The sequence below is a fragment of the Rhodococcus sp. PvR044 genome (assembly GCF_040548995.1).
Lineage (GTDB): Bacteria > Actinomycetota > Actinomycetes > Mycobacteriales > Mycobacteriaceae > Rhodococcus_G > Rhodococcus_G oryzae.
Genome location: NZ_JBEPSX010000001.1, coordinates 1,121,835 through 1,130,695, shown reverse-complemented (window position 1 = coordinate 1,130,695; position 8,861 = coordinate 1,121,835). Strand labels below are relative to the sequence as shown.

9 protein-coding genes and 1 pseudogene are annotated in these 8,861 nt (G+C 67.0%); 4 read left to right on the top strand and 6 right to left on the bottom strand.

Annotated features, from left to right (window positions below; all coding sequences use genetic code 11):
* Positions 1–2: 2 nt before the first annotated feature.
* Together ABIC28_RS05185 and ABIC28_RS05180 are read right to left on the bottom strand one after the other, a co-directional pair.
* Positions 3–443 (bottom strand): tail fiber domain-containing protein, encoded by a 441-nt coding sequence (locus ABIC28_RS05185; RefSeq protein ID WP_257017317.1) that lies wholly within the window; start codon positions 441–443, stop codon positions 3–5.
* A gap of 14 nt (positions 444–457) precedes the next feature.
* On the bottom strand, positions 458–598 hold the full coding sequence (locus tag ABIC28_RS05180) for a hypothetical protein (protein ID WP_169310410.1): 141 nt from the start codon (positions 596–598) through the stop codon (positions 458–460).
* Positions 599–1,174: 576 nt separating this feature from the next.
* On the opposite strand from ABIC28_RS05180, the gene ABIC28_RS05175 reads away from it, so the two are divergent.
* Entirely contained in the window at positions 1,175–1,819 is a 645-nt protein-coding gene (locus ABIC28_RS05175; RefSeq protein ID WP_097211113.1) for an FHA domain-containing protein, read from the top strand.
* Here the strand turns inward: ABIC28_RS05175 and ABIC28_RS05170 are convergent, their stop codons facing one another.
* On the bottom strand, positions 1,820–2,788 hold the full coding sequence (locus ABIC28_RS05170) for an alpha/beta fold hydrolase (RefSeq protein ID WP_097211112.1): 969 nt from the start codon (positions 2,786–2,788) through the stop codon (positions 1,820–1,822). It lies immediately after the preceding gene.
* A 198-nt stretch (positions 2,789–2,986) separates the two neighbouring features.
* On the bottom strand, positions 2,987–4,897 hold the full coding sequence (locus tag ABIC28_RS05165) for an HNH endonuclease signature motif containing protein (RefSeq protein ID WP_354577813.1): 1,911 nt from the start codon (positions 4,895–4,897) through the stop codon (positions 2,987–2,989).
* Between the two features lie 298 nt (positions 4,898–5,195).
* On the opposite strand from ABIC28_RS05165, the gene ABIC28_RS05160 reads away from it, so the two are divergent.
* Positions 5,196–5,810, top strand: coding sequence for a hypothetical protein (locus tag ABIC28_RS05160; RefSeq protein ID WP_354577997.1), 615 nt, complete (start codon positions 5,196–5,198; stop codon positions 5,808–5,810).
* A 210-nt stretch (positions 5,811–6,020) separates the two neighbouring features.
* Here ABIC28_RS05160 and ABIC28_RS05155 read toward each other — a convergent pair.
* Positions 6,021–6,392: pseudogene (locus ABIC28_RS05155) on the bottom strand (Clp protease N-terminal domain-containing protein); the annotation flags it as partial.
* Between the two features lie 162 nt (positions 6,393–6,554).
* Between ABIC28_RS05155 and ABIC28_RS05150 the strand changes: the two are divergent.
* Both ABIC28_RS05150 and ABIC28_RS05145 read left to right on the top strand, forming a co-directional pair.
* Positions 6,555–7,127: a carboxymuconolactone decarboxylase family protein gene (locus tag ABIC28_RS05150; protein ID WP_209926071.1), complete on the top strand. Its 573-nt coding sequence runs from the start codon at positions 6,555–6,557 to the stop codon at positions 7,125–7,127.
* Positions 7,124–7,987, top strand: a complete 864-nt coding sequence (locus ABIC28_RS05145; protein ID WP_209926070.1) for an RNA polymerase sigma-70 factor — start codon at positions 7,124–7,126, stop codon at positions 7,985–7,987. Before ABIC28_RS05150 ends, ABIC28_RS05145 begins: the two co-directional genes overlap by 4 nt.
* A gap of 11 nt (positions 7,988–7,998) precedes the next feature.
* Here the strand turns inward: ABIC28_RS05145 and ABIC28_RS05140 are convergent, their stop codons facing one another.
* Complete coding sequence (locus tag ABIC28_RS05140; protein ID WP_097212784.1) at positions 7,999–8,856, bottom strand: hypothetical protein; 858 nt, start codon at positions 8,854–8,856, stop codon at positions 7,999–8,001.
* Positions 8,857–8,861 lie beyond the last annotated feature (5 nt).

Below are 8,861 nucleotides of genomic sequence, written 5' to 3'. Positions count from 1 at the left end.
TTTCAGAGTTCCTCACGGGCCGAGCGCAGCCGCGCCACCTCGGTCTCGAGTTCTACGAGGCGCCGATGGAGTGCCTGGATGGCGGCCATACACACCCCGTTCGCGTCGGCGACGGAGATCCGCCGGTCCGTGGATCCCAGCCCGAACGCCGCGGCGAAGTCCTGTGCCATCGGGCCCATATGACGCACCGACGGGTGATCGAACCCGTAGGTCCACACGCTGAGCGGCATCTCGGCCAGGCGTTGCAGGACCTCGTCGGCGCCTGCGGGCACGGACCGGCCGGTCTGGACCCCTCGCCGGTGGCTGAGGGCCGAGTTCAGCCAGGCCAGCGGGTGCCGGGTCCGGGCGGAAAGACGCGCACGCGCTCGCCCCCGGCCGGTGTCCACCCACTGGCCAGGGGCGTCCTGCGCGCGCTCGGTGCTCGCTTTCATGGCTTCGGTCACCGAATCGCCTCGGTTCAGTCCGTGAGTTCTGTGACGTCGTGCTTGATGGTCGCGTCGCTGAGCAAGAGCCCGAGCCCGAGCCCGATCGCTCCGAGTCCGAGTCCGAGCCCGATACTGAGCGCCGCGCCGCCGAGTCCGATTACAAGTCCGAGCATGATTCCTCCTGATTGTCGTCTGGTGTCGGAAGTCGGCCGATGTGCCGAACTCCCTGTTGTGAACACCTACAACCCTGATTCATCGACGCGGGCGCCGAAACCAACCCAAGGGGTGGTGACGCCCACCCTTCCCGAAACCCGTGCGGCGGAACCCAACGACTGAAACAGCTGTGCCACAAGAGAGTTGATGGCTGTACCTTGGTCAGGGCGTCATCAGATCATCACCAGAAATCCTGTGCGTGAGCATGCTGGGGCGACCATCCCCGATTCTTGGCCCGGTCCCCGATCGGGACCGAATCCGGGGCGTGATGTGCGTCTGCCGCCCGCTGTTCGAATAGGCGGGCGCCGCGCCGGCGGGTCTGCCGGCCTGCACGTACGCGTTCATCACAACCACCTTTGACGCAGGTCTTTCACGATACGCCGAAGCCCCTGTGCGCGGTCAGCGGCGAGTTTCCCGATTCGACCCTCACGAAAAAGTATTCGACGTGGTCGAGGTGGGCGTCAAGGCGATCAAGGTTGTTCCTTACCTCAGCTATCGAGAATTCGATCTTGCTGCGCGCACCTCCGGAGGGCACGATGGAAACGTGCCCTGGGGTTGTCGTGGACCGAGCAACTGAGTCTCGCCTGATCTACTCGGACAGGGAAGGTCGACAGCACAAGCTGGACCTCTCCCCCGATAGCCCACGCCTGACCGTCGGGCGCTCACCCGATTCCGGGCTGCCGTTGACCGCCGACGAGGAGGTGTCGCGGCTGCACGCGGTCATCGAATGCGTTGGCAGCCACTGGACCGTCGTCGACGACGGCATGTCCCGCAACGGCACCTTCGTCAACGGCGAGCGGATCACCGGGCGCCGACGACTGCGTCAGGGCGACAGCATCAGGATCGGCGGAACCCTGTTGACCTACAACGAGTTCGGCGGCGCGGTCGACGACGCGACCATGGTCGCCGCGAACATGCCGAACGTGCGGTCGTTGACCGAGACGCAACGCGCGGTGCTGACCGGGCTGTGCAGGCCGTACAAGCACGGGGCGACGTTCGCCAATCCGGCGTCGAACCAGCAGATCGCTGCGGAACTGTTCCTCAGCGTCGATGCGATCAAGACGCACCTGCGGGCACTGTTCGCCAAGTTCGATGTCGAGGACCTCCCTCAGAACCAGAAACGGGTGCGGCTGGCCGAGCTGGCCATGCAGAGCGGCATCATCAACGAGCGCGACCTGTGATCAGCCGGCGTTGGCGAGGATGCCCTTGTCCGTCGAGGTAGCCGACCCGCCGTGACCTGCGCGGGCGACCAGCGCGGCCACCGCGTGCGCGACCTCGGCCGCGCGCTCCAGGATCACCGAGTGACCGGCCCCGCTGATGCGCACCAGCTCGGAGGCAGGCAGCCGGGACGCGATGGCTGCGGAGTGCTCGAACGGGGTCATCACGTCGGCGTCGCCGCACAGGACCAACGAGGGGATCCCCACCAGGGAGGACAGCGACTCCGACTCGTCGAAGCCGATCAGGGATTCCAGGAAGCTGGACATCGTGACCACCGAGGTGTCGTTGACCATCGCGGCCGCGAGCGCGACGACCCGCGAATCCACCTGGCGGTTGCCGCACCCGATCACCCGGACGATTCCGGCGCACAGCATGCGGCTGAGCTGCTTGGAGCCCTGCATCATCCGGGGCGCCCGGCGGACCGCCTTCCGGAAGGCGGACACGATCGGGGAATGGAGGAGCCGACCGAGGCCGGCATCCGTGAGCCCGTTGGCGGCCGATGCGATGAGCGCCATCCCGACGATTCGCGAGCCGATCGAGTCCGGGTACTGCCGCGCGTAGGCCAGGGCCGTCATGCCGCCCATCGAGTGGCCGATCAGCACTACGGGGCCCTCGGGGACCACCGTGCGGATGACTGCGTCCAGATCGTGTCCGAGCTGGTCGATCGTGTAGGTGTCGACGGGGCCGTGGCCGGAGTCGCCGTGCCCGCGGTGGTCGTAGAAGACCATGCGGACGTCGGCGCCCCAGGAGTAGGAGAGGTATTCGCGGAGGAAGGACCACGATTCCGTGCGCAGGCAGTGACCGTGCACGAACACCGCGGTGATGGGGGCGTCCACCCGGCCGTACTCCTGGACCGCGAGGGGGACGCCGTCGTCGGCGAGCACCGTGATGCGGCGACCGGCATGATCTCGTGCGCTCGGCGTGCTCAACATTGCGTCCTCCGTACCTGGGTTCGTCCTGTTCCGCCCTCGTCTGCGGTACATACCAATCTGCTATCTGCGGTCATATGGAGCCAGCTACCCAAGTACTCGCTATATCGACCTGAGGGTGAAGTTTCTTACACCTGGGGTGGAATCCGCGGAAATTTTGCTCGACTGGAGTCGTTCCAAGCAGGGGCGAATCCCTCACCCTCAGAACGGTGGGGGTCGGCGCTTCTCGCGTGCGGCGATGATCGCGAGGTGTTCGGCGTGGTGGGCGCGCAGTTGTGCGCACCGCGCGAGGTGGCCGGGGTCGGTGATGGTGGCGAGTTCCGGGAGCGTCGGCGGTAGGTCGGTGGGGTGCATGTGGGTTTCCCACCAGGTCAGTTCGTAGATGCCGGGGTCGGGTGGTTCGGGCGGCGGCGGTGCGGGTGTCGGCTTCGAGGTCGGCCGCGCTGCGAGTTTCTTGGTGCGGGCGCTGGGTCGTTGTTCGACCGGGAGCGGCAGGGTGACCCCGATTGCGCCGTGTTGGCCGATCCAGACGATGACGTCGCCGTCGAGGCGGACGACGCGGAAGAGTCGGTCGGTCTTGGCCTGGTGGTGCCAGATGCAGGCGGGTTCGCCGTTGCTCTCCACGGTCCAGCCGCCCGCGAGAGGGTTGTCAGGGTCGAATTCGACGATGTGGTCGAACTGGCAGTCGCGGGCCTTGACGGTGCAGCCGGGAAACGTGCAGGTGTCGTACTTGTCGAAGACCGCGGCACGGACGGCGTTGCTGGGCCGGTAGGTCAGGGCGCCGCGGGGCGGGTGGTCGTATCCGCCGTGCCCGTCCGGGTACTGGCCGTCGAGCAGGGCCGGGTTCGCCGCGATCGCGTCAAGGATGTCGGTAATCCTGGGCTCGCGAGTGCCGACGCCGGGTGAATACGGAGGCGGTGTCGACGAGTCCTGTCGGGGCGGCAATTGCCCTGCCTTCCTCCGGCGCAGTCGATAGCGGCTCGGGACGCCAGGTGTGGCGGTCTGGACAGAGCTGTCCCCTGAACCGATGTCCACTGAATCAATGTCGCCCTTCGGTTCTCGTGGCGAATCATCGTCGTCAGTGTCGCCATGGCTGCCGTTCTCGCCCTCATCGTTGGCGGCAGCGTTGTGCTCCGCCTGGATGCGCCGAGCATCGGTGATCACCGCCTGCCACGTCGCATCCCCGGCGAGCAACCTCGCCAACTCCGGATCGATCGGCCCGTGACCCTCCACATGCCCGGGATGATCCGCCAACCGAAGCAGACTCTCCAGATCGATATGGATATGCACCTCGGGTTTTGGCCGCTCGGTGCGCGGCAAATGCGCGGTCGGACAGTCATCGCGCCCGCATTGGCAGTGCAGATAGCTCTCGCCGTGCACCAGCGCCATGAACGCATCCGTGCGCAGGTTGTCGACGGTGCGGGGATCCTCCCGGCAGACGGTGCCCGCCATCTCCTGGACGAGCGATTCGAGGGTCCGGCCCTCCGCCGCCGTCAGCGTCGCATATACCTGGGCCATGCCGTGCAGGTCCGCGGTCACCGACACCCGACGACAGTGACGCTCACGCCGCTTGCGCAACTCTTCTGCCTCGATGGGGTTGATGCGGATCAACTCCCGCATTACCTCCGCTACGAGTTTCTTCGGCGTCAGATACAGGGCCGCGTCCGCGAGGTGGCCCTCCATCCGTTCGAGGGTGGCGTCGGAGATCTCCGCGGTCGCGTCGACGATCGCGAACACCCGCGGAAAGTCCACCCGACCTGACACGAACACCTCACGTATCAACGGCAGCCGCAGATCCAGCGCATTGCCCACCGCCACATACCGTTCCGCCGTGAAGGCACTCACACCCAACGCCAGCGAGGTCTCCATCTCCGCCGACCGCCCGGCCCGGTAGGCGAACTCCTCCCCGAACAGATCAACCTCGTGCGCGAACTGCCGCCGCGCAAACGCAGCCGCCGTCAACACCTTGTGCGCCGCGGCGATGTTCTCCGCCCGCCCGTACTCCCGCAACGCCGACAGAGCCGCGGCACCGTCCTCGAAATCCACCGGGCGCTCGACGGCGCGGGCGCCCTCACCTGCGGCGCCACCCCGAAACCCCCCGGTATCGAACATGTGTACGAGTCTACGCGCGGCCGCCGACAGAAATTTTGGGTGCCAACCATGCACACCCAGCACCGGCGGATACCTCCATCGCCAACGCAACACGACCGAAGGCAAACGTCCCGCGAGGTTGACGCTGCCTCAAACAGCAAATCGCCAAAAGTCTCTAGCGGCCCATGCGCGACGACTCGAAGAATGGCTGGTGCCCGTTCGATTCCGTGGATCGCATCACGGCCCAAGCAGAGAAGCTAGTGCCACATCAGGCAATGTTCGCCCTGCTGTGTCCATTGGCTGTGTGGATCGATACCCGATGATTGAGCACATGACGAATGGCATGTCCGTGTCCGGAAGGACGACTCGTCCTGGGCCGCCTCATCTGGTCGGTCTGACCGAGCCGGCTGACCGTCCCTGCAACGTATCCGAGAATTTCTGGGCAGAGTTGTTGGAGGTCGGCTGGGCGGCACGGCTGCGATCCCAGGGCGGCCAGACTCGATTTCAGTTGCGCTACTACGGGGAGCGGTCCGAAGGGCTAATCGTCGGTGACGACTTGCCCGCGCTGGTGTACGCGGTCACCGAGTCTGGACAGCAGATTCTGCTGTTCGACGGTGCGGCGCATGGCCATGACGCGATGTTCTGTGACAGCTGGGACGAAGCCAGACTGCGCACTCGCTGTGCCAATCAGGTGTATGTCGATGCTGAAGGCGAGAACACATTCGAGCTGGTGGTCTGGGTCGGCTACAACATCGACTGGGGGGATGAACGGCACTCCATTACGGACGCTGACGATCCCGACCTGGTCACGCTCGTCGACGGTCGTCGTATCCCGTTCGAGGTCGCCCGGCACGCCGCCTTCGACGCTGTGTTGATATCCGCCACGAACGTGCGGGGCCAGGCCACCGATGCCGTGTCGGAGGAACTGGCCTGAACGGTGCCCACGGCGGGGACGTCGCGTGCCGTTCCGGATGCTGGTCCACGCGGCGCGGTGTTGCCAGGCCGTGCGGGTGGCAGAACGAGTACACGTCCGCGAGGTCGTGAACAAGGCGAACGTTGCCTGATGCAGCAGATACTCCGCGACCTGTCTGAGGATTTGTTGACGCACCTCGGCGATGTCCACGGGTGCGACCTCACCGAGTAGCCGGGCACCGGTGGACTCGCGGCTGTCGATGAGAGCGAGCAGGAGGTGTTCGGTTCCGATGTGGTCCTGACCGAGCAGTGCAGTCTCGCGTGGGCTCTGTTCGAGCACGATCTTCGCTCGGGGCGTAAACGGAATCTGTCCTGATCGGCCAGCCTGGGGCTGTTCGGAACAGCTGATCCGGCTGTCAACGGCTTCGACCGACAGGCCCAACGACTCCAGCGTCTTCGCCGCCACACCGTCGCCCTCACGGAGAAGGCCGACCAAGAGGTGCTCGGTGCCCAGGTAGTCGCGGTTGCGTGCCTGCGCTGCTTCGGATGCCAAACATGATCGGTGAATTTCTCGAACACAGGCTGCTCCTATCGGACTCTCCACCGTGTGGTGCCCACCAACCCTCAGTATCTGCCGATCCTGTCCGGTCAGGACGGCTCCGCTCCTGACTCGACACAGCGTTCTCTTAGGCGGCCCCACCCAGGTGTCACATTCGATCCTTCGCCGGTGTCTTCATGCCGAGAGCACATAACCGGAGGAGGAATGATGACCACCAGGATCCCGCGGGCCGAGCTGACCGGCGTCTACGGCGCGATCGTCAAGCGGATGTCCCGCAAAATGTTCGGCGAGGTACCCGAGCCGGCCGAGGTGGCATGGCACAACCGCAAGGTGCTGAATTTCAGTTTCACCATCGGACGCAAGGCGCAGAAGTGGGATCAGTGCGACGAAAACCTGAAGACCTTCGCCCACATGGCGGTGGCCAGCATGGTCGGCTGTAGCTTCTGCCTGGACCTCGGCTACTTCCAAGCCAACAACGACGGGCTCGATCTGACCAAGGCACGCGAGGTGCCACGCTGGCGCGAGTCGGACGTGTTCACGCCGTTGGAGCGGGAGGTGATGGAGTACGCCGAGGCGATGACCCAGACCCCGCCCACGGTGACCGACGAGATGTCCGCACGGCTGCTCGAGCAGCTCGGCGCACCGGCGCTGGTGGAGCTGACCGCGTTCATCGCGCTCGCGAACCTCTACACCCGGAGCAACACCGCAATGGGCATCACCTCGCAGGGGTTCTCGGCGGCCTGTGGCCTCAAGCCGCTCGCCGTACGCTCGAAGTCATGAGCGACGACCCGTTCGTCACCCACCGCAGCCTGCTCTTCACCGTCGCCTACGAGATGCTCGGCTCCGCCGCCGACGCCGAGGATGTCGTCCAGGAGACCTGGCTGCGCTGGGCCGAGGTCGACAGGGCCAAGGTGCACGACCCGCGGGCCTATCTGGTCCGGATCGTCACCCGGCAGGCGCTGAACCGGCTCCGGTCGCTGTCCCGCCGCCGGGAGGACTACGTCGGGGAATGGCTCCCCGAGCCGCTACTGACCAGTCCCGATGTGGCCGAGGACGTCGAGCTCGCCGAGAGCGTCTCGATCGCGATGCTCACCGTGCTGGAGACCCTCGGTCCGGCCGAGCGGGCGGTGTTCGTGTTGCACGAGGTGTTCGAGACGCCGTACCAGGAGATCGCCGAGGTGATGGGCAAGAACCCGGCCGCGGTCCGGCAGATCGCGCACCGTGCCCGCGAGCACGTCGCCGCGCGGCGGCCACGGATGCAGGTGGACCGAGCCCAACAGCAGGCGGCCGTCGAGAAGCTGATGGCCGCCCTCTCCACCGGTGACGTCCAGGGCCTGATGGAGGTGATCGCCCCGGACGTGGTGGTGATCGCCGACGGCGGCGGCATCGCGGCGGCTGCGCGCAAGCCCATCGTCGGGGTCGAACGGGTGGCGGCCTTCCTGTCCCGCGCGGCAAAGATCCCGGATTTCGTGACCACGTCGACGTTCTTCAACGGCCTGCCGGGAATTCGGATCGATGTCGGTGGCGAGGCCACCGCGGTGAGTGTGGTGGTCGAGGACGGCCGGATCACGCGGATCTACGCGATCCGCAACCCGCACAAGCTGGGGCGGCTGGACCTGGTAGCGGATCTGCGGCGCTGAGGATCGCTCACCTAACCGAGCTCGCCGAGTCGCCGCTCGGCCTCCTCGAGACGCCGACGGGCGCCGAGGAGGTCGCTCTCGCTCCGCTCCGCGGCTTGGGCCGCCGCGGTCTCGGCGCTGCGCGCGAACTGCCGCTCCTGTTCGGCCCGCTCGAGTTCGCCCCTGAGCGCGGCGATCCGGACGTCGATCTCCGCCGTAACCTCCGACGCTCGTTCGAGTTCCACCCGTGCGCCCTCGGCGGCCGCGGTCGCCTGCTCCAGGTCAGCGGTGGCCTCGGCGAGTTCGGTTCGGGCGCCTCCCAGCAGGTCCGGGGCGGCCGCCGCAGGCTCCGTTGTCTCGGGCCCCGGCTCCGGCTTCGTCGCGGCAGATTCCTGCTCGGCGACCACGCTCAGCCCCGCCGGCCCGAACCCGCTGTAGCTGGCCGCGGTGACCACGCGGCCCGCACGGACCCGGTCCGCCACCTCTGGATCCGCGAGCGCCGCATGCAGGGTCTGCCCGACCTCCCGCAGCGAACCCTCGCCGACCTTCCGCCCGTGCTCAGCCGCGAGCCGACCCGCCCGCCGGGCGAGCGCGCGGACGACCTGCTGCCGCTGCGAGGACAGCTGCCTCAGGTCTTCGCCGGACAGCTGCCGCTGGGCGTCGCGCAGCTCCTCGCCCAGCCGGAGCAGCGCCGCGACCTCGTCCGGCGACTCGCGGGCCAGGAGATTGACCACCCATCCGACCGTCGTCGGCCTCCGCAAAGCGGTGATCGCGCCCGCGAGCGCCCGATCCCCGCCCTCGCGGGCCTCGGCGGCGCGAGCCGTCCTCTTCTCGACAAACTCGCCGGGGTCGAGGGCGTAGAGCTCGTCGGCGACATCGTCAAGATCCACCCCTC

Bases quoted from the DNA above. Each gene is read 5' to 3' on its own strand.
- ABIC28_RS05150 (WP_209926071.1), top strand. From the start codon at position 6,555: ATGACCACCAGGATCCCGCGGGCCGAGCTGACCGGCGTCTACGGCGCG.
- ABIC28_RS05175 (WP_097211113.1), top strand. From the start codon at position 1,175: ATGGAAACGTGCCCTGGGGTTGTCGTGGACCGAGCAACTGAGTCTCGC.
- ABIC28_RS05145 (WP_209926070.1), top strand. From the start codon at position 7,124: ATGAGCGACGACCCGTTCGTCACCCACCGCAGCCTGCTCTTCACCGTC.
- ABIC28_RS05180 (WP_169310410.1), bottom strand. From the start codon at position 598: ATGCTCGGACTTGTAATCGGACTCGGCGGCGCGGCGCTCAGTATCGGG.
- ABIC28_RS05160 (WP_354577997.1), top strand. From the start codon at position 5,196: ATGATTGAGCACATGACGAATGGCATGTCCGTGTCCGGAAGGACGACT.
- ABIC28_RS05165 (WP_354577813.1), bottom strand. From the start codon at position 4,897: ATGTTCGATACCGGGGGGTTTCGGGGTGGCGCCGCAGGTGAGGGCGCC.
- ABIC28_RS05170 (WP_097211112.1), bottom strand. From the start codon at position 2,788: ATGTTGAGCACGCCGAGCGCACGAGATCATGCCGGTCGCCGCATCACG.